Origin of the sequence: Xenorhabdus santafensis (assembly GCF_033949405.1) — a bacterium.
Classification (GTDB): domain Bacteria; phylum Pseudomonadota; class Gammaproteobacteria; order Enterobacterales; family Enterobacteriaceae; genus Xenorhabdus; species Xenorhabdus santafensis.
The window spans coordinates 1-24146 of the sequence record NZ_VCDN01000070.1 but is presented as its reverse complement, the minus strand read 5'-3'; the positions used below and the strand labels follow the sequence as shown (position 1 = coordinate 24146).

Below are 24146 nucleotides of genomic sequence, written 5' to 3'. Positions count from 1 at the left end.
CATGCGTAAGTCGTTCGTCTTTGCTATTGTCGCCGTATTGGTTGTGTTGTATTCGTCGGTATTTATCGTATATGAAGGTCAGCGTGGCATCGTGCTGCGTTTTGGTAAAGTAGAGCGTGACTCTGAAAATAAACCTGTGGTTTATCAGCCTGGTCCGCATTTCAAAATTCCATTTATTGAAACTGTTAAAACGCTCGATGCGCGTATCCAGACTATGGATATCAAGGCCGACCGTTTCTTGACAAGTGAAAATAAAGACCTGATTGTTGATTCTTATCTGAAATGGCGCATTAAAGATTTCAGCAGCTATTATCTGGCGACAGGTAATGGGGAAATTTCTCAGGCTGAGCTGCTATTGAAACGTAAATTCAGTGACCGTTTGCGTTCTGAGATAGGTCGTTTGGATGTACGTGGCATCGTGACTGATTCCCGTGGTCGTTTGACGACCGATGTGCGTAATGCACTGAACGAGGGAACCAATGATGATGATTCAAGTGCAGATAGCGATATCGCTTCAGCAGCAGCCCGTATAGAGAAAGAAACGAAAGGCAAGCAAGTCATCCTGAACCCGAATAGTATGGCGGCCCTGGGGATTGAAGTTGTGGACGTTCGTATCAAGCAAATTAACTTGCCGGATGAAGTGTCAGATGCAATTTACCAGCGTATGCGTGCAGAGCGTGACTCTGTAGCACGTCGACATCGTTCTCAAGGTCTGGAAGAAGCTGAGAAGATCCGTGCTGTTGCTGATAAGACGGCAACTGAAATCAAAGCCAAGGCAAACAGCGAGGCATTGGTTCTGCGTGGTGAAGGTGATGCGGAAGCGACTAAACTGTTCGCAGATGCATTCAGCAAAGATCCTGAATTCTATGCATTTATCCGTAGTTTGCGTGCTTATGAGAAGAGTTTCCAGAATGACGGCAACGTCATGGTGCTCAGCCCGGATAGCGATTTCTTCCGTTATATGAAAGCGCCATCCAAGCAACGTCGTCAGGCAAATGACTAATCTAGCTAAGATAACCCAGTGATACTGGCAGTTAAACTGCCTTAAAAATCACTTGGTTGACAAAATGAGGCTGGTGAATCCGGCCTTATGCAAAGCCACTGTAAAAAATTTGCAGTGGCTTTTTTGTGCTCGTTTATCATTACTAATGTTTACTTCGCCACCCATTTATATGACAAAACGAAATAACAGAAGTAACAAAAAATACTGAAAGGTGCTAAATGAGATGGTAGAATCCATTTTTAAGCAACCGAGTGAACTTTTGAAATGGGTAAGAACGTTGTCGTATTGGGCACCCAATGGGGTGACGAGGGCAAGGGTAAAATCGTCGACTTGCTGACTGAACGAGCTAAATATGTAGTTCGTTATCAGGGGGGCCACAACGCGGGCCATACACTAGTCATCAACGGTGAAAAAACCGTTCTCCACTTAATCCCATCTGGGATCTTACGTGAAAATGTCATTAGCATTATCGCAAATGGGGTCGTTTTAGCACCAGATGCTTTGATGAAAGAGATGAAAGAGCTTGAATCACGTGGGGTTCCTGTACGTGAACGCTTGCTGATTTCTGAAGCCTGTCCGTTGATCCTGCCTTACCATGTTGCACTGGACAATGCCCGCGAAAAAGCGCGCGGAGCTAAAGCAATTGGTACAACCGGTCGTGGTATCGGCCCTGCATACGAAGACAAAGTTGCACGTCGCGGCCTTCGTGTTGGTGATTTGTTCGATAAAGAAACTTTCGCAGCCAAGCTGAAAGAAATCATCGAATACCATAACTTCCAATTGGTTAACTACTACAAAGAACCAGCAGTAGATTACCAAAAAACCTTGGATGATATTCTGGCTGTTGCCGATATTCTGACTGGCATGGTAGTTGACGTTTCTGACCTGCTGTACAAAGCAACCCAGAAAGGTGAACTGGTCATGTTTGAAGGTGCTCAGGGCACATTGTTGGATATCGACCACGGCACCTATCCTTACGTGACTTCTTCCAACACCACTGCTGGTGGCGTTGCAACAGGTTCCGGACTGGGGCCACGTTACGTTGATTACGTACTGGGGATCGTGAAAGCATACTCTACCCGTGTTGGAGCAGGCCCGTTCCCAACTGAACTGTTTGATGAAACAGGTGAATACCTGCGTAAGAAAGGTCAGGAATTTGGTGCGACAACAGGCCGTAGCCGTCGTACAGGCTGGTTGGATATCGTTGCTATCCGTCGCGCGATCCAAATTAACTCCCTGTCTGGCTTCTGCATGACCAAACTGGACGTGCTGGATGGTCTGAAAGAAGTGAAAATCTGTGTTGGCTACCGTCAGGCAGATGGCACTGTCATTGATACCACTCCATTGGCAGCAGAAAACTGGGAAGGTTTGGAAGCTGTTTATGAAACCCTGCCAGGTTGGGATGAAAGCACTTTTGGCGTGAAAGAACACAGCCAATTGCCACAAGCAGCATTAAACTACATCAAACGTGTAGAAGAGCTGACTGGTGTTCCTGTTGATATTATTTCTACAGGCCCAGATCGTGCAGAAACTATGATTCTGCGTGATCCATTTGATGCTTAATTGACAGCTTAGTCTTTTTAGTACGCATAACCGGGCTTAATGCCCGGTTTTTGTTTTTAGGTCACTCGTTTTGCTTAATTTTTAAAATAGCCACATAATGATAAACAACTAACGAAAACCAATATATAGACTCCAAATAATTTCCATTCTATTCAGTCTCCCAGAGGTGAGTGTGCAGTTAACCAGTTTTACCGATTATGGATTACGTGCCCTGATTTACATGGCGTCATTGCCGGATGGCCAAATGACGAGCATTACTGAAGTCACAGAGATTTACGGCGTCTCACGTAACCACATGGTAAAGATCATCAATCAACTTAGTCACTTGGGCTTGGTGAATGCTGTCAGGGGAAAAAATGGTGGCATTAGTCTGGGGAAACCTGCCGATGAGATCAGAATTGGTGATGTGGTTCGTTCATTAGAACCGCTGTCACTGGTTAACTGTAGTGCCTGCCAAATCACTCCTGCGTGTCGCTTAAAATCAGTTTTGAATCAAGCGGTAGAGAATTTTTTGGAAGAGTTGGATAAACATACTTTGGCCGATATGGTCAAAGATAATCGTCCCCTTTATCAATTGCTTCTGGCTAAATGAAGTAAGGGGATAAACAGCTTGCTGATGACAACAGAGGAATGACGATGTCAAAAGATCCTTTTCAGGAACGAGAGGCTGAAAAATACGAATCTCCAATCCCAAGCCGTGAATACATCTTGGATATCATTTCTAAACACACCACTCCGGTAAACCGTCAGGAATTAGCACAAGAACTTGAGTTAAACAGTGCAGAGGCACAGGAAGCATTGCGCCGCCGTTTGCGGGCAATGGAACGTGACGGGCAATTGGTTTTTACCCGCCGTCAATGTTATGCATTGCCAGAAAGACTGGATTTGCTGAAAGGGACGGTGATTGGTCACCGTGATGGCTTTGGCTTCCTGCGTGTGGAAGGCCATAAAGACGATTTTTATCTGTCTGCTGAACAAATGAAAATGGCTATCCATGGTGATGTCATTTTGGCGCAGCCTTTGCGTCCGGACAGAAAAGGCCGCATTGAAGTGCGCGTCGTGCGGGTACTGGAACCAAAAAACAGCCAAATAGTCGGCCGTTACTTTATGGATGCCGGCATGGGGTTTGTTGTGCCCGATGATAGCCGACTGAGCTTTGATATCTTGATCCCCAAAGAAGAAATTTGTGGGGCGAGAATGGGGAATGTTGTTGTGGTTGAGCTGACAAGCCGCCCAACTCGCCGCACAAAAGCCATTGGTAAAATAGTGGAAGTTTTGGGTGAAACAATGGGAACGAATATGGCGGTTGAAATCGCCCTGCGTACCCATGAAATTCCCCATAGCTGGCCACCAAAGGTGGAACAGCAGGTCGCCTCTCTGGATGAGAATGTCCCTGAATCCGCCAAGCAAGGCCGTGTCGATTTGCGTGAACTGCCTTTGGTTACGATTGACGGCGAAGATGCCCGTGACTTTGATGACGCCGTTTATTGTGAAAGAAAGCGCGGTGGCGGCTGGCGTTTATGGGTTGCGATTGCGGATGTCAGTTACTACGTTCGCCCGCAAACAGCGTTGGATGCAGAAGCACGCAGCCGTGGTAATTCGGTTTATTTCCCATCTCAGGTTGTACCTATGCTGCCGGAGGTATTGTCAAACGGGCTGTGTTCTCTCAACCCGGAAGTTGACCGCCTGTGTATGGTGTGTGAAATGACGGTTTCAGCGCAGGGCAAACTGTCTTCCTATAAGTTTTACGAAGCAGTGATGAATTCACATGCCCGTTTGACGTATACGAAAGTCTGGAAGATGTTGCAGGGCGATCAGGAGCTGCGTGAGCACTATAAGCCATTGGTGAAGCATATTGAGCACCTGCATGAACTTTATCAGGCATTGGAACATGCGCGTGAAGAGCGTGGTGCGATTTCATTTGAATCTGAAGAAGCCAAGTTCATCTTTAACGCAGAGCGCCGAATCGATCGCATTGAGCCAGTTGTGCGCAATGATGCGCATAAACTTATCGAAGAATGCATGATTCTGGCGAACATCGCGGCAGCCCGCTTTGTTGAAAAACACCGTGAACCTGCATTGTACCGCATTCATGACCGTCCGAGAGAAGAGAGCATCCTGAACCTGCGTACGGTCTTTAATGAGTTGGGTTTGAACTTATTGGGTGGACTGAATCCAGAGCCGAAAGATTATGCGCAATTGATGAAAAACGTTGCCGAACGGCCGGATCATGAATTGTTGCAAACCATGTTGCTGCGCTCGATGAAACAAGCAATCTATGAACCGGAAAATCGGGGGCATTTTGGCTTGGCTCTGCGCGCTTATTCTCACTTTACATCACCGATCCGTCGCTATCCTGATTTGGCGTTGCACCGGGCCATTAAGTACTTGTTGCACAAAGAAACGCTGGAGAGCGAAAAATTAGCGCAAGAAAAGGGGGTGGCTGAACATCGCGGGACACCAACGGGAGGATGGCACAATGATATGGAGCACATGCTGCAATTGGGTGATCATTGCTCCATGACTGAGCGTCGTGCCGATGAAGCAACGCGGGATGTGGCCGATTGGCTGAAATGTGATTTCATGCAAGATCAGGTGGGAAATGTTTTCACCGGCTTGATTACCAGTGTGACTGGTTTCGGCTTCTTTGTCCGTTTGAATGATCTGTTCATTGATGGTTTGGTTCATGTATCAACACTGGATAATGATTATTACAGATACGATAATGTCGGCCAGCGTCTGATAGGTGAATCGTCCGGGCAAACTTATCGCCTCGGTGATGAGGTTGAGATCCGCGTGGAAGCCGTTCATATGGATGAACGCAATATTGACTTCACTCTGCTTTCAACGACACGCAAGGCCCGCAATCAAGGCAAGACTGCACGTGATAAGGCCAAAAAAGGCAAGCCCGAGCGTAAAAATGGCAAAAAAGGCCGTGATAATAAAAAATCCGCCAATTTTGAGCCAGACAGCGCTTTTCGCAACAAAAAGAAAAAAGCGGAAGCGCCAAGCTCTAGTGACACTAAGTCTGGCAATAAGCCAGGCAAAAAGAAAAAGCAGTCAGACAAAACCAAAAAAATTACAGCAAAACTGAAAGCGAAACGTGCGAAAAAAAGCACGGAAAAATAGCCGCATTCAGTCAACATGCAGTAACTAGTTAATCAGTGAATCAGGTATCAGCCAGTCATGAGTGAAATTATCTACGGAATCCATGCCGTTAAAGCGTTATTAGAAAGTGATCCGCAGCGGTTCATGGAAGTTTATGTATTGAAAGGGCGGGAAGATCGTCGTTTAACCCCGTTGCTGCAAGAGTTGGAAAGTGTCGGCATTTCCGTGCAACTGGCTAATCGCCAATGGCTGGACAGCCAGACAGAAGGTGCTGTCCACCAAGGCATTATTGCGCGGGTCAAACCGGGGCGTCAGTATCAGGAAAATGATTTGCCTGATTTGTTGTCCCAACTGGAACGCCCGTTCTTGTTGGTGCTGGATGGTGTCACCGATCCACATAATTTGGGAGCTTGCCTGCGTACCGCGGATGCGGCGGGCGTTGATGCGGTTATCGTTCCCCGTGATCGCTCGGCACAACTGAATGCAACAGCCAAAAAAGTGGCTTGTGGTGCCGCAGAAAGCGTGCCCCTTATTCGTGTGACGAACCTTGCCCGTACCCTGCGTCTATTGCAGGAGCACAATATCTGGATTGTCGGAACGGCGGGTGAAGCAACCCATGCACTCTATGAAAGCAAGCTGACCGGCCCGATGGCGTTGGTGATGGGAGCGGAAGGTGAAGGCATGCGCCGCCTGACGCGCGAGCATTGCGATGAACTGATTAGTATCCCAATGGCGGGGTCAGTTTCTTCCCTGAACGTATCGGTGGCAACAGGAGTTTGCCTGTTCGAAATCGTGCGCCAGAGAAACGCCCAATAAATTTCAAGTTGCATCTGGGCGATTAAGGAAAGGATTAATTCGTCGAAAGCGAATTTTCGCAGCCAAAGCCAAGAAGGGCGTGGCTTGAAAGACGAAGGGGTATCCTCACAAGGCTATCTAACGCCATCGCAAGATGACCTGAAAAAATATAAACGCGTTTTTTATGTACCCATACCTTGAGTTTTTTACATTGTGTGGGTATAGTTACGCGTCAATTTTTCAGCCGTACTAAACACGTTCCTTGCCTCCATGGGCCACGGCTGACCCTGACAGGAGGCTGAATAATCCGTAAGGAGCAATGCTAATGCGTCATTACGAAATCGTTTTTATGGTCCACCCTGACCAAAGCGAACAGGTTCCGGGCATGATCGAGCGTTACAGTGCGACTATCACTAACGCGCAAGGTCAGATTCATCGTCTGGAAGACTGGGGTCGTCGTCAACTGGCTTACCCAATCAACAAACTGCACAAGGCTCACTACGTTCTGCTGAACGTTGAAGCGCCACAAGAAGCGATTGATGAGCTGGAAACTAATTTCCGCTTCAACGACGCCGTTATCCGCAGCATGGTTATGCGCGTTAAACACGCAGTAACTGAAGCATCACCAATGGTTAAGGCTAAAGACGAACGCCGCAGCCGTGATCTGGTTTCAGAAGAAGACCTGATCGATGATGCAGATGAAGCTGGGGATTCTGAAGAGTAATTGCTGTGACAACTAATCGGTTGGTGCTTTCAGGCACAGTGTGCAAGGCACCGATACGAAAAGTTAGTCCTTCCGGTATTCCACATTGCCAATTTGTGCTCGAACATCGTTCACAGCAACAGGAAGCCGGATTCAGCAGGCAATCATGGTGCAGAATACCCGTTATTGCCAGCGGACAATTGTTACAGGAACGTACTCACAGTATAACGGTCGGCAGTCGAATCACTGTTTCAGGATTCATCAACACCCACAATGGGCGCAATGGTCTTAGCAAACTGGTTCTTCATGCCGAGCAGATTGAATTGATAGATTCTGGAGACTAGCCAAATGGCACGTTATTTCCGTCGTCGCAAGTTCTGCCGCTTCACAGCGGAAGGCGTACAAGAAATCGATTATAAAGATATCGCTACGCTGAAAAACTACATTACCGAAAGCGGTAAAATTGTACCAAGCCGTATCACTGGCACCCGTGCAAAATACCAGCGTCAGCTCGCTCGTGCTATCAAGCGTGCACGCTACCTGTCTCTGTTGCCTTACACTGATCGTCATCAGTAATAGGCTCAGTCCATTAACGACTTTGAGAGGATAAGGTAATGCAAATTATTCTGCTTGATAAAGTAGCTAACCTGGGTAGCCTGGGTGATCAAGTTAACGTTAAAGCGGGTTATGCCCGTAACTTCTTAGTACCACAGGGCAAAGCTGTTCCTGCGACTAAGAAAAACATCGAATTTTTCGAAGCTCGCCGTGCTGAGCTGGAAGCTAAGCTGGCTGACGTTCTGTCTGCAGCAGAAGCTCGTGCAGCGCAAATCAGTGCTTTGGGCTCTGTTACCATCGCTTCTAAAGCGGGTGACGAAGGCAAACTGTTCGGTTCTATCGGTACTCGTGACATCGCTGATGCAGTAACTGCTGCTGGCGTTGAAGTATCTAAGAGCGAAGTTCGCCTGCCTAACGGCGTTCTGCGTACTGTTGGTGAGCACGAAGTTGACTTCCAAGTACACAGCGATGTATTCGCAAAATTGAACGTTAACATCGTTCCAGAAGCTTAATCCCTGATTAGGTTTACGAACATGTGACAAAAAAACGCTGGCATTGCCGGCGTTTTTTATTTATTTCACCAGATGAAAACAGATTAAGACCTTTCCCGCGTTTACCCATCCAGATAGTGCTGTTATGCTTGAACCTTCATTCATTTAATAACAGGTATTTTCATGACAAAACCTTCTTTAGAATCTATTGAAGCGCGAGCGAGCTACGGTATTGGCTTGCAAGTTGGGCAACAATTACAGGAATCTGGCTTGCAGGGCCTGGAGCCGGAAGCATTGTTGGCTGGCCTGTGTGATGCACTGGAAAGCCGTGCTCCTGCGATCCCTGTTGAAGAATTGCATCGTGCGCTGCGTGAGATTCATGAACGTGCTGACGGCGTTCGCCGTGAACGTCAGCAAGCGATGGCTGAAGAAGGCAAAACATTCCTGGCAGAAAATGCGCAGCGTGAAGGCGTGAGCAGCACGGAATCTGGCTTGCAATTTTCTGTCCTGACACAAGGTGAAGGTGCAATCCCTGCCCGTACAGACCGTGTTCGCGTTCATTATACTGGCCGCCTGATTGATGGCACGGTATTTGATAGCTCAGTGCAGCGTGGCACACCAGCAGAATTCCCGGTCAGTGGTGTCATTCCGGGCTGGATCGAAGCCCTGACCCTGATGCCAGTGGGTTCGAAGTGGGAACTCTATATTCCTCACAATTTGGCTTATGGTGAGCGTGGTGCGGGTGCCTCCATTCCTCCTTACAGTGCGCTGATCTTTGAAGTTGAATTACTGGAAATCCTGTAACTGGCAGTTGATAAAACTTAATCAGTTAAAGCTCTATTTCCTGCATAAATCCCTTGGTCTATCCGAGGGATTTTTTTTGATTGATTTTTTATTCGCTTTTTTAGCTTACTAAAAAATAGGGAGCGAGATGGAATTTATGCCAAATAATAGCTGAACGGGTTCCACTCTGGGTTTTACTTTTGTAAAACATTCAAATATTGTTATACTCAAGTATAACTTAGGCAAGAGGAGAAACAGACATGACTGCTGTTGTTATTCGTCAATCTGGCGGTGCTAGCATTGTTAGCATTCCAAAAGCTATAGTAAAAACACTTAATTTGCACATTGGTTCAAAGCTAGAGTTATCCATTCAGGATAAAAAAATTGTGCTCACTCCAATTGAAGAAGAGTTAACGTTGGAATCGCTGTTAGCAGGAAGCCCTAAGGAATGTTTCAGGGTTACAGACGAGGATAGAGAGTGGCTTGAGGCTAATCCTGTTGGTAAGGAAGAGATTTAATGTACATACCAGATAAAGGCGACATTGTTTCATTAAATTTTGCTCCGAGTGCAGGAAAGGAAATTATGAAACGCCGCCCTGCATTCGTTATATCACGTAAAATGTTTAACGAGCATACTGGATTTGCGGTTGTGGTTCCAATCACGAGTACAGCGAGAGGAATGAAGCTAGAAGTTATTTTACCCGAAGAAGCCTCTATTCAAGGTGCAATTCTCATTCATCAGGTGAAGTCCTTAGCTTTTCTAGAACGTCAGGTCAAATTTATTGAGAAAGCGCCTCAATATATTATCGATAGAGTAACTGAACTGACTAAGGCCATCATTTTATAGCCATACGAAAATAATAAAATACTCGCTATTGCAGTAAAAAATGCGTTAAAAATATAGCTATCAAATGTTATACCTAAAATAATTTTCAATTTGCAGCCTGCTGATAAGGCAGTGGCTTGGGATTATTGACGGGAATAGCTGAACAGTGAATGTAGGGGTGTATGATGCTACAACAGATCTGTCAATTAGCACGCGAAGCAGGGGCTGCGATCATGGCGGTTTATCAGGCCGAGCAACCGTTGCAAGTAGAGCGCAAGACTGATGACTCACCGGTTACTGCTGCGGATATTGCCGCACACAAGATCATTAAAGCCGGCTTATTGCGTATTTCGCCTGATATCCCATTGATATCAGAAGAAGATCCACCCGTCTGGGAGGAGAGAAAAAACTGGCGGCGTTACTGGCTGGTTGATCCACTGGATGGCACAAAAGAATTTATTCGCCGGAATGGTGAATTCACTGTCAATATCGCATTGATTGAAGACGGAATCCCAGTGATGGGGGTGGTTTATGTCCCAGCCCAGAACATTCTGTACTCAGGGCAAGATCGCCATGCATGGAAAGAATCCAATGGGCATGTCCTGCCGATTAAAGCGATCCCGGCAACTCCACCCGTCGTAGTCGTCAGCCGTTCTCATCGCGATGATGAAGAATTGAATGATTATCTGACCCAGTTAGGGGTACACGATACGCTTACCGTAGGTTCATCACTTAAATTCTGCATGGTTGCGGAAGGGAAGGCTCAACTGTACCCGCGCTTCGGGCCAACCAATATTTGGGATACTGGTGCCGGTCATGCTGTTGCAATTGCCGCGGGAGCTCATGTGACTGACTGGGAAGGAAAAACGCTGGATTACTCTCCACGTGAATCATTTCTGAACCCGGGGTTTAGAGTCAGTATTTTTTAATGTTCAGGTGATAATGGCTCACAGCGATGGAACCATTATCACGGAACTATTTGGCTTTGACGGGTTATTATTTCAGTTCATCTTTGATAAGGCTGATGACGTGCTGAATTTCCTCGTTGCTTAATTTGCCATCTTTAACAAATTTCACGTTACCCTGTTTATCCAGCACAATGATTGCTGAACTGTCGGGTTCCAACCCCCAGGCTTTTTTGGCCAGCCCATTGCTGTCGACAATAAATTGTGACCATGGAAATTCTTTTTTACTGTCTTCGAGGCTATTGCGAACGAAAACGCTGGTACCAAAAATAGCGTCATCGGTATTCACAACACTGGTAGTTTGGTATTTATCTTGGGGTAAATCGGCAGCTTTCAGGGCTTGAATCAGCGGGTCATTCATCTCTTTTGCGGAGCTACGACCGGCAATGTGCTGGATTGTTCTCACCTTGCCCGGAAGTTCAGCGCTGCTCCAATTTTTATAGCTGAACTTGCCATCATTGAGCTGCAGCTCGCCTTTATCAGTCACACTAACCGCAGGGACTGGTTGCCCCAATGTGATGTTGTGGGCAAATGCAAATATTGGCATTAAGCTCAATATTGCAGATAACGCAATGTTTTTTATCATATTTATTCCTTACTTAGCATGGTGTGGCATGTTATCAGGGAATGTCACACTCAGCATAGCGCTTGTTAACTGGTCTGTCCTCATTAAAGTAAACAATTCGATAACATTTAGCACAAAATATACTTAAGTTTATAAAAGGCGGGCTATAATACTCCATTCATTCATCAGGTTATGTAAAGATAGTGATTGAATCTTAATGTCTGGGGAACAAATTTTCAGATAGGCAGTCTATAGATGTTACATGGCAGTGATGTGTCGTTTGACTCGCTGATTATGTGATGTAAAAGAATGGTACGGTAAGAAGCATGGGAGGAAAAAAACAGAGATGAAAATCTTTCACCACTATAACCCACTGAAAATTGCTCTTTACGTCAAAACTCTATTTAGTGGGCGTTTATATATTAAAGATATGGGCGCTTTTGAATTTAATTATGGGAAAATTTTACCACCAAAGATAAAGGATAAACGTCATTTCCACGTAATGAGTGAAGTTAATCAGCAAGTACTACGCCTACAAACCGAGATGGGATAACTTTCTGCAATGGCTCACTTCTACGGGGAGTTACTCGTTTACTGATGGATGCATAGCTTATCGATAGCACATCATGAGTATAATAAACGGCCTTGCGGCCGTTTTTTGATCCCAGTCGTTGCTTTCCCTGCCTTACGCTTCCTGCGATTGCTCAGTACTGACTGGATGAACTTGTACATTGGGGGAAGCCACTTTTGTCACCAGCAATTGATCAATTTTATAATTATCAATGTCCACTACTTCAAATTTATAGCCACTGAATTTGACATAATCTGTCCGCTTTGGAATTTTTCGCAGTCGGAACATCATAAAACCTGCGATGGTTTCATAATTGCTGGAGTCCGGGAAATCATCGATATCCAGAACACGCATGACATCTTCAATCGGTGTGCCGCCTTCTACCAGCCATGAATTCTCATCACGAACAACGATTTGCTCTTCTTGCCCCTGACCGATTAAATCGCCCATTAACGTTGTCATGACATCGTTGAGTGTGATAACTCCCATGACCAAGGCATATTCATTGAGAATAATGGCAAAATCTTCTCCTGAAGCTTTGAAGCTCTCCAGCGTATCGGAAAGCGACAGGGTATCCGGGATCATCAGGGCATTGCGGATCTGAACGCCATTTTTCAGGCTGAGGCTTTGCCCACTCAGAACACGGTTGAGGAGATCTTTTGAGTCCACATATCCGATGACATGGTCGATGTCACCATCACAAACCAGGAATTTTGAGTGAGGATGCGTGGAGATTTTTTCTTTAATACTGTCTTCATCTTCATTCTTATCAAAATACACCACACTTTCGCGTGAGGTCATTGCAGAAGGTACTGTGCGGGACTCCAGTTCGAAAACATTTTCAATTAATTCATGCTCCTGCTTACGTAGCACCCCGGCGACTGCGCCTGCCTCAAAGACCGCATAAATATCATCAGATGTGATGTCTTCATTGCGCACCATCGGGATCTTGAAGATTTTGAAGATAAAATCGGCCAGCCCATTGAACAGCCAAACCAGAGGACGGAAAACAGCCAGGCAGAAACGCATTGGATTGACAATTTTCACGGCAACAGCTTCAGGTCTAATCATGCCAATGCGTTTAGGTGTTAAGTCAGCAAGCAGGATAAAGATACTGGTAACGATAGTGAAAGAGCAGATGAACCCTAGTTGGTCAGCCCACTCAGGATTCATAAACTTCATGAACAGGGTTCTCAACGCAGGTGAAAATGCGGACTCACCGACAACCCCGGCAAGGATTGCAACCGCATTCAGGCCAATTTGCACCACTGTGAAAAACATACCGGGAGTTTCTTGAAGTTTAAGGACATGAGCGGCATTGATGTTTCCTTCATCGGCCATGAGTTTTAGTTTAATTCTTCTTGAAGCCGCCAATGAAATTTCTGATAGGGAAAAAAAGGCACTAATCGCACAAAGTAAAAGTATTATCAATAAACTGTTTAACATAAAGTATCCGTGTTTCATCTCCAGTAATAGGGTAGGTTTTATTTGAATAACACTGGAAGAGAGATAAAAAAATATATACCGATAAAAGTCATCACCACGAAATGTGGTAACTAAATAATTTTAGCCCAATTATTATAACATTGGGCTAATTGAACCGGCTAGTTTTTGTTCGCAGGAGGGAAGCAAATACCCGTACCACCTAATCCACAGTATCCTTCTGGATTTTTATGGAGATATTGCTGGTGATAGTCTTCCGCAAAGTAAAAAGGCCCGGCTTCACGGATTTCTGTTGTAATTGTCCGTTGATCACCATTTTGAATCATGGCGTGTTGAAATTGCTCACGGCTGGCGAGTGCCTGTTCAAGCTGCTGCTGCGAAACAGTATAAAGGGCTGAGCGGTATTGGGTGCCGATATCGCCATGTTGGCGCATGCCTTGGGCGGGATCATGGTTTTCCCAAAACAGTGTCAACACTTGTGCATAAGTGATCTTGGCTGGATCAAACACAATTCTGACCACTTCTGCATGCCCGGTCATGCCAGTGCAAACTTCCTCATAAGTTGGATTTGGCGTAGTGCCACCACTGTAGCCGGCAGAGGTCGTGTATATTCCTTCCTGTTGCCAGAAAAGGCGCTCAACCCCCCAAAAACAACCCATGCCAACATAGGCAATTTCCATATTTTCAGGAATGTTACCTATCGAATGCTGTGTGATGGCATGATAGGGTGATACAGTTAAAGGAGTGTTTCTGGCAGATGAGCTATTCTGTGCGGAAACATGTTGGCTTTCATTGGCTGGATTTGGCACAATTTTTTCCTCATACTCGCGAAATTTATGGTTGTGTGCTGCTTGTATATATTTAAAACTTTACCAGAATTAATTTATGGCAGCTTTTTAAATTATTGGATTTTACTTTACAGATAGATAAATATTAGGAGTTCGAGTGTCACGATACCCCCTCATATGTGCGCTTTTTGTATCTATCGCAACTCCATCGGCTTATAGTGCAAATTTACGATTGAAAGTAGAAGGGCTTTCTGGTCAATTGGAAAAGAATGCCAGAATACGACTTTCAAATATCAGCACCGATGAAGTTTCTCCTGATAGACATTTTCGTACCCGCGTAGAGAACGCAATAAAGGAAGGGCTTCGTCCATTGGGATATTATGATCCCACCGTTGAATTTACCTATCAAGAAAATATACCGCCAACCCGTCCTGTTTTGACAGCAAAAGTCACGCTTGGTGAACCCGTACGTGTTGCTAAGGTGAACGTTGAGCTGGAAGGTGGCGCGAAAACAGACAAAGATTATGCCACCCTGATTAAAAAAAATATGCCGAAGGAAGGGGTGGTGCTTAATCATGAAGAATATGAAAATCTTAAGGATTCATTGAAGAATCTGGCTGTCAAAAAAGGCTATTTTGATGCAGTGATGAAGAAAAGCGAGCTCGGTGTGTCAAAAGAATTACACGAATCCATTTGGAATTTCGATTTTGACAGTGGGCAGCGCTATCGCTTTGGCCAGGTGACATTCCACGGTTCGCAAATCCGTGATAGTTACCTGAATAATCTTGTTCCATTCAAGCAGGGTGAATATTACACCTCAGAGCAACTGGCTGAATTCAACCGTCGCTTAGTGGATATCGGCTGGTTCAATTCTGCTGTTGTTGTGCCTGACTTCAAAGCAGGGCATAAGAGTAAAGATAAATTATTGCCACTGGATGCCGCTTTAACCCCCCGCTCTGCCAACTATGTTGAATTGGGGGGAGGGTATTCAATGGATGTCGGCCCCCGCGCTCAGGTGAAATGGAAAAAACCGTGGCTCAATTCCCGTGGGCATAGCCTGAGTACCAACCTAAATGTGTCATCACGAGAACAAGTCATTGATGCATCCTATAAAATGCCGCTTAAAGTCAATCCACTTGAAGAATATTTTAAGCTGCAAACCGGCTATAAACGTAAAGATCTCAACGATACGATTTCAGATACAGCAACTCTGAATCTTGCCCGCAATTGGGATCGTTCCACGGGCTGGCAATATGGCGTCAATCTTCGCTGGAGTCTCAGCCACTTTACCCAGGCGAATGTAACAAATACCACCATGCTGCTCTATCCGGGGGTGAACCTCACCCGTATTCGCCAGCGAGGCAGTACAATGCCTTCCTGGGGTGATAGCCAACGTTATTCGTTAGATATTTCTAATAAAACATGGCAATCCGATGTGGATTTTATCGTGTTTCAGGCAAACCATGTCTGGATCAGAACATATAACGAGGATCACCGTTTTGTGATGAGGGCAGATTTTGGCTGGATCGAAACCAATGAGTTCGACAAAGTCCCGCCTGACCTTCGCTTCTTTGCTGGTGGTGATCGCAGTGTCCGCGGTTATGATTACCAGAAAATTTCACCGAAAAATAATAAAGGCAAATTAGTTGGAGCATCAAAACTGGCCGTCGGTTCATTGGAATACCAATATAACGTTTATGGGAATTGGTGGAGTGCGTTGTTTGTTGATTCGGGTGAAGCGGTGAATGATATTAAAAAGAGTAATTTTAAAACAGGGGCCGGAATTGGTGTTCGTTGGGCTTCCCCAGTCGGGCCGATAAAATTTGATATAGCGATGCCAATTGGTGATCCAGACAGCCATAAGGTTAATTTTTATATTGGTCTGGGGGCTGAGCTATGAGTTGGGTAAAAAAGCTCAGCATTGTTTTCTTGCTGTTTGTTGGCCTGTTATTGGTGACGATTGTGGGATTGGTCGGCACCCAATCTGGTCTGCATTTTATGATTAACAGCGCAGCCCGTTGGGTGCCGGGGCTGGATATCGCCAGTGTCAGCGGAGGATGGCGCGATTTAACGCTAAAAGGCGTAAAGTATCAGATGCCGGGGGTAGATGTCAGCGCAGATAATTTACATCTTTCGTTACAACTTTCTTGTTTTAGGCACAGCCATGTGTGCGTCAATGCCTTGACGACGGAAGGCGTTAATGTTTTGGTCAATACGGCTGAACTTCCGCCTTCGGAACCTTCCCCTGAATCTGAACCCCTGACCGAATTGCAAACACCTTATCCCATCTCGCTGGATTTACTCTCATTAAAAAATATTCATGTCAAAGTGGATGATATTGCCATTGATTTGAGCGAATTTAAAACGGCTGCGCAATGGCGGGAAAAGCAACTGATATTAAAGCCGACGGAAATCAATTCGTTGTTGGTGGCGCTGCCAAAGACATCACCAGAACAGATTAATCAAAAGCCTAAGGTTAAACCTAAAACTAAACTAAAAACCGGCCAGCCAGTCGTAACGGAACATTCATCGGGCGAGCAGTCATTAGGCGATAGCTTAAAAGCGTTGTTTGCGAAGCCTATGTTATCTGAATTGCCAAATGTGCCCATTCCTCTTGATATAACGGTAGAAGGTATTCACGGGCGTAATCTTCGCCTGACCGGAAATACAGATATCACGGTAAATGATTTGCTATTGCAAGCCCAAAACCAAGGGCAGCAAATTGATGTAAAAACCTTGAATGTGCTGGCACCGGAAGGTTCTCTGACGATACAGGGAACGGCAAAACTTGAGCAGCAGTGGCCGGTCAAGCTGGCAATCAAGGGAAATATCAATAAGTTAAATGATGCGCATTTGGATGAGCTGCAAGGGCAAAAAATTAATTTAACGCTCAATGGTGCTTTGTTGCAGCAGCTTGATCTTGCACTGCATCTTTCTGGGGCGATAACTGCCCATTTGGATGCTCAGACCGAATTGGCAAAAGCAGGTTTGCCGCTGCGGTTAACGTTACAGAGCCAAAAATTGCAATGGCCATTAAAAGGCAAGCCTGAATATCAGCTTGATGGTGTCAAACTGCGTTTGAATGGTGAGGCGAAAGATTACGCTCTTTCTCTGCGCTCTGATATCAAGGGCAATGACATTCCTCCAGCATCATTAATGTTGGATGCGAAAGGAAATGAAGAACTATTGCGATTAACCCGTCTACGTTTGGTAGCCTTACAGGGGAAAGCGGATGTGACGGGGGTTGTTGGCTGGGGCAAGGCGGTTAGTTGGAATGCCAAACTGCTTTTGGAGGGGATCAATACCGCCAAACAGTGGCCGGAATGGCCTGCCAAGGTTGAGGGTAGAATGGCGGTGCGCGGCAGCCTGTATGGCGGCAGTTGGCAGCTCCAAATCCCTGAGATATCCCTCAATGGTCATGTAAAAGAGAACGTGGTGAACGTGCATGGCAAGGCATCGGGTAATGCTGCCGGTCAGTGGGACATTCCTCGGTTTGATCTGGCTTTTGGGCGTAATACATTAAATGTGCAAGGGCAGCTTACGGATGAAACGTGGAAACTGGATGGCGACATTAATGCGCCGCAATTAAATGGGTTATTGCCTGGTTTGGCAGGTCTGATTACGGGTAATGTTAAACTGCGCGGAAATATGAAGGCACCGCAAATTCTGGCGGATCTGAATGCACGGGGAGTCCGGTGGCAGGATGATATTCGGTTGGATCGTGCCACAATTAAGGGAGACATCCGCTCGACAGATCAAATTAAAGGCCAGTTATCAGTTGTTATTCACCAATTGAAACAAGCGAATCTGACTATCAATAATCTGGTGCTGAATGCTAAGGGCACAGAAAGGCAACATGATTTACAGCTGAAAATTGAAGGGGATCCGGTCTCAGGCCAGCTGGCGCTCAATGGTAGTTTTTATCGCCAGCAGGAACGCTGGAAAGGCAGTATCAACAAGACTTACTTTGATACGCCCGTTGGTGAATGGCGTTTAAGCAAAGCAATATCCATTGATTATCTGAACTTATCGCAACAAGCCACGATTGGTGCCCACTGTTGGCTCAATCCTAACGCGCATATCTGTATTCCAAAACCCATTGAAGCAGGAAATAATGGTCATGCCCAAATTGCGCTTGAACGTTTTGATTTGGCGTTGGTTCAGCCATTCCTTGATAAGGATACCCAGCTTAAAGGTATATTCAGCGGTAATGCTGATATCAAATGGGCAAAAAATAAAGGATTGCCGCAAGCAAAAGTGACCTTGCAAGGGAGCGGTGTTCAAGTCAGGCAGATTGTGGAAGGTGCTGTGTTACCGATTGATTTTGAATCACTCACGTTGAATGCAGGGCTGGCAAATGGTAGCGCAAAATTAGCATGGCTCTTCAAATTGTCTGGAAATGGCCAATTGAAGGGGGATGTTCAGGTCGCTGATTTAGAAAATAGCCGTAGATTATCCGGTAATGTTGATATACAAGACTTCTCCTTAAATTTGGCTAAGCCTATTTTGGTTGCAGGTGAAAAAATGGAAGGGGGAATAAATGCGAATTTGCGTCTTGGTGGCAATGCCAAAAGCCCACAGCTATTCGGCTTATTTAAAGCCGACAACCTACAAATGGTCAGTCATTTGTTGCCATTTAATGTCTCACAGGCCCAGCTGTCAGTCCGTTTTGATGGTACGCGTTCTGATTTAAATGGGATGATTAAGAGCCCGCAGGGGCAATTAAATCTGCATGGCAATGCTGACTGGCGTCGTTTAGATGCATGGTATGCCAAAATTGCCGCCAATGGTAATAAGTGGCGCGTTACTATTTCACCGACGGTGGACAAATTGCGCGTTACTGCTCCACCGATGGTGAAGATGGATGTTAGCCCGGATCTTGTATTGGAAGCCAGCCCGAATTTGCTGCAACTCAATGGGAAAATCGATATTCCGTGGGCACGGATTACAGTGCGGGAATTACCGGAATCAGCGGTCAGCATCTCTTCTGATGAAGTAATGTTGGATAAAAACCTCCATCCGATAGAGAAGAAAAAACCTTCCATCCTGATCCAAAGCAACTTAAATATTCGGGTTGGTGATGATGTGCGCGTAGATGCATTTGACCTAAAAGCACGGCTGGCCGGCGTGTTAAACGTTATCCAGGATCGGAAGGGGCTGGGATTGAATGGTCAGATAGATATCCCGGAAGGGCGTTACCATGTTTATGGACAAGATTTAATGGTACGTAAGGGAACGATTATATTTTCTGGCCCGCCTGATCAGCCTTTGCTGAATATTGAAGCTATCAGGAACCCCGAATCGACGGCAAATAACGTTATTGCCGGTATCAAAATGTCAGGGCTTGCAAATAAACTCAAAGTAGAGGTTTTCTCTGAGCCTGCAAAATCACAACAAGAAGCGCTTTCCTATATTTTGCGCGGCCAAGGCTTGGAAAAAGGGGGATCGGATAGCTCCCAGATGACGGCTATGTTGATTGGCTTGGGGGTTGCCCAGAGTGGTCAATTATTAGGTAAGATTGGAAAGACCTTTGGTGTTTCTGATCTGGCTTTGGATACACAAGGTGTTGGTGACAAATCTCAGGTGGTTGTAAGTGGAAGGATTACCAATGACTTACAAGTGAAGTATGGTGTTGGTATTTTTGACTCTTTGGCGACACTGACATTACGCTATCGAGTTATGCCAAGATTGTATCTGGAAGCAGTATCTGGTATTGATCGAGCTTTAGATCTGCTCTATGAGTTTGAGTTTTAAAATGCGAGTTATTGTTTATGGTAGCCTGAGGCACAAGCAAGGTAATCATCACTGGATGACGGATGCCCAATTGTTAGGGGAACACAGATTAGAAGGTTATGAAATTTATGATCTGGGGCATTATCCGGCGGTTATTCGTGGCGAAGGGACAATTGAGTGCGAAGTCTATCGCATTACGCCATCTATCCTGACAGAACTGGATGAATTGAAAAAGAATTCTCAGGAATATCTAAGGGAACTGATTACAACACCTTACGGCAAGGCATGGATTTATCTTTATCAATTGCCTGTTGAAGGGTTGTGCCGGATAGCAAGTGGTGATTGGTTGAAACGCCATGAAGAAGGATAGAGGCCAGAGGTTTTTCTGGCTGTTCATTGAATCGCTTTAATTTAATTTTATAAAATCGAGAAGCAAACTAAAAAACCTCTGTTTTTTGTACAAATACAGAGGTTTTTTTGAAATCAAAATCCGTTGTTATCCATACGGATTATTTTTTTGCAGCACGTTCAAAAGAAGCCACAATCTCAGCTTTAGCGGCTTCGGCGTTATCCCAACCGTCGACTTTAACCCACTTGCCTGCTTCCAGATCTTTGTAGTGTTCAAAGAAGTGAGTGATTTGCGCGCGCAGTAATTCTGGCAGATCGTTCACATCTTTAATGTGATCGTATTCTTTGCTTAATTTGGTGTGCGGAACAGCAACTAATTTCGCGTCTTCGCCGGATTCATCGGTCATCTTCAAAACACCGACAGGACGGCAGCGAATAACAGAGCCTGGCTGTAACGGGTATGGAGTTGGAACCAGCACATCCACAGGGTCGCCATCCAGGGACAGTGTGTTATTAATGTAACCGTAGTTGCATGGATAGAACATAGCAGTTGACATGAAACGGTCTACAAACAGAGCACCAGACTCTTTGTCTACTTCATACTTGATAGGATCTGCATTCGCAGGGATTTCAATGATGACATAGATATCTTCAGGCAGTTCTTTACCCGCCGGGACGTTGTTCAGGCTCATAAAAGGTTTCCTTCAATTTCAAACCAAAATGGAGTGCGGGGTATTATAGCGAAAAGAGGTGTAAAATCCTCAGATTTTTCGGTTGCGTGGTAGAGCGTCAGGTAGGGTATTACTGCAATGCGGGGCTATTGGTTACCTGGTTTTGGGATTAGAATTACTGTTTGACATTATCTGAAAAACAGACCCAATAATATTTGGGTCTGTTTTTCCTATCTTAATTTAACTTATCATTAATAATTATCAATAATCAACAAGTTTAAGCAAGCAAAGTACATGCCCTTTTAGTACGTCCTTCCCGTTTTCTATGTGGTATGGATTTCTTATATCTCCCTGTTCATACCCTTCTTCCATCTCTTTTTTTGTCAGCTTTCTGTACGGTGGCTGGTTTAAGTTGTACATTCGAGTTTCTTCTGCGTTCAAATCAGGGGGGGCTAAATTAGTCCGTGGTATTACTGAATTCGTTGTGTAATCGAACAGTAGGAAGTAGCTGTACTCAGGCTCAAGTGTATTTGTTGGGGTCCCCATAAAGTTTATATAATTGGATGAATGAGTTGAATTATTGAAGATGCCAAGATATGGATCTGCAGCACCATACTTACCGGAACCATACTCATCGAATAAATCCCTTAGACTAGTATAAACCGGGTCTATAAATACAGTGTACTCCGGTTTATCAGCATAGTAGATCTGATTTAAACAGGTCTTCGATGGGTTAATATTCTGGCCGCCTTTATTGTTTTTAAAACCAATATACGTCTCCTGAAATATGTTGGGGTTATAGTAGAATTGTTGAGGCTTGAAGTTATAGGTGTATTTTGATTTGGCCCCTGTTGCGGTATCCGTGATGTCCGCAGTGACCTCAGTAACTGGAGGTGGTTGTTTAAACTCAGTGATCCAGACAGGCAAGGGGAATGTAATCTTGCCATTCTCATGTATGATTAGCGGGTTTTGTGTGCTGTTAGCAGGGCTGAATTGGATGTGTTCTGACGAACCCGCCGCATCTTTTTTTATCGGTGATGCCGTTGTTTCACCGGGCAGTTTCCGGGTCAGGTACACTTCCAATTGTTCATGAATGTTGTGAGGCCTTTGTTGCATTTCAGGCGGGAATTCCAGCTTAAAATTCGGCGCAATGGCTGACTGCAGCAGAATGCCGGCTTCTTGTGAAACTGTCTCAAATTTCACTGGGTTCGATGTCAGGGTTTTAATGACATTGGTGGAGGGTTTATCAGTGGATGAATTATCGGTAGCGGAATTCAGGGTGGCTTCCACAATGACTTCATCAAAACCATAATGGCTCGTTAGATGTGCGACTAAATTCCCTTCGCCATCGGTTTTGGCGTTCTCAGGCGTCACCAACGTCAGCTGATCTTTTGCGCCTCTGTTATCTTTGATTTTCCAGGTGACACCGGAAATGACCTGGTTTCTGACCGGATTATTCTGGGCATCAAGTACTTTGACTTTAAACGTGTACGTGTCGCTACCGTTGCCTTTCAGGGGGCCTGCGGGATCTTGGTGCATTTCATTGTCGAACTTGACACTGTCGAAGTTGACTGTGCCGCCTCCGCCGTCTCCGCTGCCTTCGCCACCTATCTTAGCATCCCTCATGCCATCCATTACCAGATAAATCTGGGTATCCTTGTGCAATGGGCTGGTACTGGTCAGGGTGGCGGTCAACTGGCCTTCACCGTTGGTTCTCCCTGCTTTATCCCACGTCAGTGTCGCGTTATCATTCTTTGGTTTGAGATACCATTTCACGTTTGAGAACGTGTGATCCTTCAGGGGGATGTTATGTGGCGTGCTGTGGGTGATGACGGCAGCCAGATTGTAAGCAGATTTGCCATTGGCAATCATGGGGCCATCTGTTGCTGGCTTGATACTGTGCGATTTCACGATAAACGGCTCAACCGTCACCTTCATTTGGGTTGCTCTTTGCCTGCCATCTTCACTGTCGGCGTTGGCCCTGAGTGTATAGTCGTTTATTGCATCAGCGGCGGTATTGTAGGTGGGCAGTACCAAACCAACCCGGTTGCCCTGAGGGCTTATCTTTCCGCCATTATCAAAGAATTGTTTATCCACCTGCCAGTTAATGGGTTTTACCGACCTTTCGGAGATTACCGTGGCGTTCGTGTGCATAGATTGGGCACTATAGCCGCTCAGGAGATTGGGCAGGGTGATATTGAATTCCGGTTTTTTCCTGTAATCCAATACGATATCGTTGTTTCTTTCCACCAGATCGTAGCGGCTTCCCGCCAGTGTCCGCATTGAATCTACATTATGCGGCGTAATCTGCGCTTCAAAAGGGGTTCCGAAACGGTAATTCAGGTTGGCTTGGAACAGGGTTTCACTTTTTCCGCCATTGCCGTATTTGTAATCCACACCCATGGTTACCAGAGGAACCGGGGTATAATTCACGCCGATCCTGGCCAAACCGGGATTCTTTTGTGTGGTTTCACGATTGAATAAGGCGACGTTATCCCCAAAATATTGCTCATACCCCAGTCTGCCGCCCAAGTTGGGGTAAGAGGGTAAGTAGAATTCACCGTTGAGATCAAACCCATTGGCCGGGCGCTCTTCGTACTCAATGCCTTTGCCTTTGAGGGAGTTATGCCACTCAGTGACCCGCCAATAGGTGTTGGCCGAAAGTTTGACATAATCTGTCCAGGCTTCACCGCCTACGCCTACCCGTTTATTTTTTCCGGTCACGTCATTGTCAAAGAAGGTATTGATCCCGTACATCCAACTAGGCGTAAAATAACGCGCGCCCACGCCGAGATTGAGGGTATGGCGGCTGTCTTTGTGTCGGTAACCCAATTGGGTGAATGCCAGCCAATTTGTTTTGTTGTCATACAGAGGCAGCAGCAAATCGACCGCGCTGTTATCCCATTTCCCTTTTCTATCCAGGGCAAAATTAATTCTGGCGGTGCCGAACTGAGACAACCAGTCGTGGGCTCGGCTGGCCAGAGTATTGTTGACTTGCCCTAAGGCATAAGATTTAGCCTGCTCAGTCAACTCGGCGGGGGACGAGGACAGAAGATTGCTGACCCGTTGGATGTTTTGGGCAATTACCCCGGCATTATCTTTTTCTGTTGTAGGTGCAGCTGTTGAATTTAACCAGGTTTCTGATGCTGCCTTGCCCTCGAATGTTCTTTCCTCTTCCGAAAAGGCATTCATGGACGCCATGGGCAACAAAAGCGAATACAAAAGAACGGAAAAT

22 protein-coding genes are annotated in these 24146 nt (G+C 45.6%); 17 read left to right on the top strand and 5 right to left on the bottom strand.

Going from position 1 to position 24146, the window contains the following annotated elements; genetic code table 11:
• The first annotated feature begins 1 nt into the window (after window position 1).
• The 13 genes from hflC to cysQ all read left to right on the top strand — a co-directional run bounded on the left by hflC (window position 2) and on the right by cysQ (window position 10756).
• Complete coding sequence (hflC, locus tag FE392_RS16110; RefSeq protein ID WP_319931228.1) at window positions 2-1003, top strand: protease modulator HflC; 1002 nt, start codon at window positions 2-4, stop codon at window positions 1001-1003.
• Window positions 1004-1267: 264 nt separating this feature from the next.
• Window positions 1268-2566, top strand: coding sequence for an adenylosuccinate synthase (locus FE392_RS16105; protein ID WP_319931227.1), 1299 nt, complete (start codon window positions 1268-1270; stop codon window positions 2564-2566).
• 172 nt (window positions 2567-2738) lie between these two features.
• Window positions 2739-3158 carry a nitric oxide-sensing transcriptional repressor NsrR gene (gene nsrR / locus FE392_RS16100; protein ID WP_319931226.1) on the top strand — a complete coding sequence of 140 codons (420 nt, stop codon included), beginning with the start codon at window positions 2739-2741 and terminating at the stop codon, window positions 3156-3158.
• A gap of 44 nt (window positions 3159-3202) precedes the next feature.
• Window positions 3203-5695, top strand: coding sequence for a ribonuclease R (gene rnr, locus FE392_RS16095; RefSeq protein ID WP_319931225.1), 2493 nt, complete (start codon window positions 3203-3205; stop codon window positions 5693-5695).
• A 57-nt stretch (window positions 5696-5752) separates the two neighbouring features.
• On the top strand, window positions 5753-6490 hold the full coding sequence (gene rlmB, locus FE392_RS16090) for a 23S rRNA (guanosine(2251)-2'-O)-methyltransferase RlmB (RefSeq protein ID WP_319931224.1): 738 nt from the start codon (window positions 5753-5755) through the stop codon (window positions 6488-6490).
• Between the two features lie 304 nt (window positions 6491-6794).
• On the top strand, window positions 6795-7193 hold the full coding sequence (rpsF, locus tag FE392_RS16085; protein ID WP_092508315.1) for a 30S ribosomal protein S6: 399 nt from the start codon (window positions 6795-6797) through the stop codon (window positions 7191-7193).
• Window positions 7194-7198: 5 nt separating this feature from the next.
• Entirely contained in the window at window positions 7199-7516 is a 318-nt protein-coding gene (gene priB / locus FE392_RS16080; protein WP_319931223.1) for a primosomal replication protein N, read from the top strand.
• A 4-nt stretch (window positions 7517-7520) separates the two neighbouring features.
• Window positions 7521-7748 (top strand): 30S ribosomal protein S18, encoded by a 228-nt coding sequence (gene rpsR, locus FE392_RS16075; RefSeq protein ID WP_000135199.1) that lies wholly within the window; start codon window positions 7521-7523, stop codon window positions 7746-7748.
• A 38-nt stretch (window positions 7749-7786) separates the two neighbouring features.
• A complete protein-coding gene (gene rplI / locus FE392_RS16070; protein ID WP_319931222.1) occupies window positions 7787-8239 on the top strand; it encodes a 50S ribosomal protein L9 in 453 nt (150 codons plus the stop codon).
• Window positions 8240-8401: 162 nt separating this feature from the next.
• The gene (gene bamJ / locus FE392_RS16065; RefSeq protein ID WP_319931221.1) at window positions 8402-9022 is read left to right on the top strand and encodes a BamJ family beta-barrel-assembly machinery protein; all 621 of its coding nucleotides are present in this window, start codon (window positions 8402-8404) and stop codon (window positions 9020-9022) included.
• 239 nt (window positions 9023-9261) lie between these two features.
• Complete coding sequence (locus tag FE392_RS16060; RefSeq protein WP_319931220.1) at window positions 9262-9519, top strand: AbrB/MazE/SpoVT family DNA-binding domain-containing protein; 258 nt, start codon at window positions 9262-9264, stop codon at window positions 9517-9519.
• Complete coding sequence (locus FE392_RS16055) at window positions 9519-9848, top strand: type II toxin-antitoxin system PemK/MazF family toxin (RefSeq protein ID WP_319931219.1); 330 nt, start codon at window positions 9519-9521, stop codon at window positions 9846-9848. The genes FE392_RS16060 and FE392_RS16055 overlap by 1 nt, the downstream gene beginning before the upstream one ends.
• A 164-nt stretch (window positions 9849-10012) precedes the next feature.
• Window positions 10013-10756, top strand: coding sequence for a 3'(2'),5'-bisphosphate nucleotidase CysQ (gene cysQ / locus FE392_RS16050; protein ID WP_319931244.1), 744 nt, complete (start codon window positions 10013-10015; stop codon window positions 10754-10756).
• Between the two features lie 67 nt (window positions 10757-10823).
• On the opposite strand, the gene FE392_RS16045 is transcribed toward cysQ, so the two are convergent.
• The gene (locus tag FE392_RS16045; protein WP_319931218.1) at window positions 10824-11378 is read right to left on the bottom strand and encodes a YtfJ family protein; all 555 of its coding nucleotides are present in this window, start codon (window positions 11376-11378) and stop codon (window positions 10824-10826) included.
• Between the two features lie 325 nt (window positions 11379-11703).
• On the opposite strand from FE392_RS16045, the gene FE392_RS16040 reads away from it, so the two are divergent.
• The gene (locus FE392_RS16040; protein ID WP_092508303.1) at window positions 11704-11910 is read left to right on the top strand and encodes a DUF1107 domain-containing protein; all 207 of its coding nucleotides are present in this window, start codon (window positions 11704-11706) and stop codon (window positions 11908-11910) included.
• Between the two features lie 132 nt (window positions 11911-12042).
• On the opposite strand, the gene paeA is transcribed toward FE392_RS16040, so the two are convergent.
• Window positions 12043-13374 (bottom strand): polyamine export protein PaeA, encoded by a 1332-nt coding sequence (gene paeA / locus FE392_RS16035; RefSeq protein ID WP_319931217.1) that lies wholly within the window; start codon window positions 13372-13374, stop codon window positions 12043-12045.
• 158 nt (window positions 13375-13532) lie between these two features.
• Entirely contained in the window at window positions 13533-14180 is a 648-nt protein-coding gene (gene msrA, locus FE392_RS16030; protein ID WP_319931216.1) for a peptide-methionine (S)-S-oxide reductase MsrA, read from the bottom strand.
• 136 nt (window positions 14181-14316) lie between these two features.
• Here msrA and tamA point away from each other — a divergent pair, with 136 nt between their 5' ends.
• From tamA to FE392_RS16015, 3 genes are read left to right on the top strand one after another with little or no spacing between them, the layout of a single operon-like run.
• Window positions 14317-16059 carry an autotransporter assembly complex protein TamA gene (gene tamA, locus FE392_RS16025; protein WP_319931215.1) on the top strand — a complete coding sequence of 581 codons (1743 nt, stop codon included), beginning with the start codon at window positions 14317-14319 and terminating at the stop codon, window positions 16057-16059.
• Window positions 16056-19913 (top strand): autotransporter assembly complex protein TamB, encoded by a 3858-nt coding sequence (gene tamB / locus FE392_RS16020; protein ID WP_319931214.1) that lies wholly within the window; start codon window positions 16056-16058, stop codon window positions 19911-19913. Before tamA ends, tamB begins: the two co-directional genes overlap by 4 nt.
• 1 nt (window position 19914) lies before the next feature.
• Window positions 19915-20262 (top strand): gamma-glutamylcyclotransferase family protein, encoded by a 348-nt coding sequence (locus tag FE392_RS16015; protein ID WP_319931213.1) that lies wholly within the window; start codon window positions 19915-19917, stop codon window positions 20260-20262.
• Window positions 20263-20401: 139 nt separating this feature from the next.
• On the opposite strand, the gene ppa is transcribed toward FE392_RS16015, so the two are convergent.
• Window positions 20402-20932, bottom strand: a complete 531-nt coding sequence (gene ppa, locus FE392_RS16010) for an inorganic diphosphatase (protein ID WP_319931212.1) — start codon at window positions 20930-20932, stop codon at window positions 20402-20404.
• A gap of 240 nt (window positions 20933-21172) precedes the next feature.
• Window positions 21173-24146, bottom strand: a 2974-nt coding sequence (locus FE392_RS16005) for an inverse autotransporter beta domain-containing protein (protein WP_319931211.1), incomplete at its 5' end; no start/stop codon positions are given.

Excerpts from the sequence above, each read along its gene's own strand:
- hflC (WP_319931228.1), top strand. The coding sequence starts at position 2 with ATGCGTAAGTCGTTCGTCTTTGCTATTGTCGCCGTATTGGTTGTGTTG.
- FE392_RS16105 (WP_319931227.1), top strand. The coding sequence starts at position 1,268 with ATGGGTAAGAACGTTGTCGTATTGGGCACCCAATGGGGTGACGAGGGC.
- rnr (WP_319931225.1), top strand. The coding sequence starts at position 3,203 with ATGTCAAAAGATCCTTTTCAGGAACGAGAGGCTGAAAAATACGAATCT.
- rlmB (WP_319931224.1), top strand. The coding sequence starts at position 5,753 with ATGAGTGAAATTATCTACGGAATCCATGCCGTTAAAGCGTTATTAGAA.
- rpsF (WP_092508315.1), top strand. The coding sequence starts at position 6,795 with ATGCGTCATTACGAAATCGTTTTTATGGTCCACCCTGACCAAAGCGAA.
- rpsR (WP_000135199.1), top strand. The coding sequence starts at position 7,521 with ATGGCACGTTATTTCCGTCGTCGCAAGTTCTGCCGCTTCACAGCGGAA.
- rplI (WP_319931222.1), top strand. The coding sequence starts at position 7,787 with ATGCAAATTATTCTGCTTGATAAAGTAGCTAACCTGGGTAGCCTGGGT.
- bamJ (WP_319931221.1), top strand. The coding sequence starts at position 8,402 with ATGACAAAACCTTCTTTAGAATCTATTGAAGCGCGAGCGAGCTACGGT.
- FE392_RS16060 (WP_319931220.1), top strand. The coding sequence starts at position 9,262 with ATGACTGCTGTTGTTATTCGTCAATCTGGCGGTGCTAGCATTGTTAGC.
- FE392_RS16055 (WP_319931219.1), top strand. The coding sequence starts at position 9,519 with ATGTACATACCAGATAAAGGCGACATTGTTTCATTAAATTTTGCTCCG.
- cysQ (WP_319931244.1), top strand. The coding sequence starts at position 10,013 with ATGCTACAACAGATCTGTCAATTAGCACGCGAAGCAGGGGCTGCGATC.
- FE392_RS16045 (WP_319931218.1), bottom strand. The coding sequence starts at position 11,378 with ATGATAAAAAACATTGCGTTATCTGCAATATTGAGCTTAATGCCAATA.
- FE392_RS16040 (WP_092508303.1), top strand. The coding sequence starts at position 11,704 with ATGAAAATCTTTCACCACTATAACCCACTGAAAATTGCTCTTTACGTC.
- paeA (WP_319931217.1), bottom strand. The coding sequence starts at position 13,374 with ATGTTAAACAGTTTATTGATAATACTTTTACTTTGTGCGATTAGTGCC.
- tamB (WP_319931214.1), top strand. The coding sequence starts at position 16,056 with ATGAGTTGGGTAAAAAAGCTCAGCATTGTTTTCTTGCTGTTTGTTGGC.
- FE392_RS16015 (WP_319931213.1), top strand. The coding sequence starts at position 19,915 with ATGCGAGTTATTGTTTATGGTAGCCTGAGGCACAAGCAAGGTAATCAT.
- ppa (WP_319931212.1), bottom strand. The coding sequence starts at position 20,932 with ATGAGCCTGAACAACGTCCCGGCGGGTAAAGAACTGCCTGAAGATATC.